The 1,070-nt window shown below is 50.5% G+C and carries 1 protein-coding gene; it reads right to left on the bottom strand.

Features of this window, described 5'->3' with window-relative positions; genetic code table 11:
* A partial coding sequence (locus tag R7E47_RS25190) for a 3-phenylpropionate MFS transporter (protein ID WP_318085533.1) occupies positions 1–1,026 on the bottom strand: 1,026 nt, incomplete at its 3' end.
* Positions 1,027–1,070: the final 44 nt, after the last annotated feature.

Here is a 1,070-nt window from a genome sequence, read left to right as displayed (position 1 = left end):
CGCGATAAATGCGCCAAGCGGGATCGCGTTGTATAGCGCTTGCAGCGCCACCATTTTGTGCTCTTCAGAGTTTTGGATGTATTGAATGGCCGCAATGTGCGCCGTCGCGAATGTCACACCGTGCAGAAGTTGCACGATAACCAACGCAACGATAGACGTTGTTGCAGCGGTCATTCCCCAACGCATCATCACACCACAAGCTGCAACAATAAACAGCGTGCGCAGCGCCCAACCAGCAAACAGACGCTTACTCAATGCAAACACAGCCACTTCTGCCGCAACGCCTAGACTCCACAAGTAGCCGATCACGTCTTCTGAGTGACCCGCCGCTTTCCAGTGAATGGCACTAAAGCCGTAGTACGCCGCATGGCTACCTTGGATAAGTGACACCAAAACCAAGAACTTCACCACTGATTTATCGGTAAGCAGTGCGGATAATTTCGGACGTTCAGCATGCTGGTCACCGCGAGTGACAGGCATTGGATTGATGCTGCGCATCGCGAAAAGCAATGAAAAGAACACCCCCACCATCGCGGTGTACAGAATCATATCCGAGCCAAATTCTGCGACAAGGAAACCCACCACCGTCGAACCCGCACTGAAGGCTATAAACCCCCACAAACGCCTGCGCCCGTAATCCAACATTTTCAAGCGAGCGTAGTAGTTTGCCATCGCGTCTGATAGCGGAACTACCGGACCACAACACAAGTTAAACAACACCGTTGCCAATGCCATGAGCCAAAAACTGCCGCCCGTAAAAAAGTGGAAACCAACAAAAATGAGAGCAGCAAAACTCAACCAACGCAACGTTGGCATTAGATGTTCAACTCGGTGTACACGAGGGGTAATGACGAGGTTAGCCACGCAGCGTGTCGCCAAACCTAAACCAACCAGTAAACCAATGTCCGTGGAAGAAACGCCCTGTTCTTTAAACCACAACGACCAAAATGGCAGGTAAACGCCATACGCAAAAAAGAATCCGAGAAAGTACTGGGAAATCCAGCCATACGGAGAAGGTTTCAACATTACTAATATCCTAAAACGGGAACACCATCGCTCGAACCGTGGAT

Origin of the sequence: Vibrio sp. Vb1026, assembly GCF_033338745.1 — a bacterium.
Classification (GTDB): domain Bacteria; phylum Pseudomonadota; class Gammaproteobacteria; order Enterobacterales; family Vibrionaceae; genus Vibrio; species Vibrio alginolyticus.
Note: the sequence above shows the minus strand (reverse complement) of the source record. Positions and strands in the feature narration are given on the sequence as shown.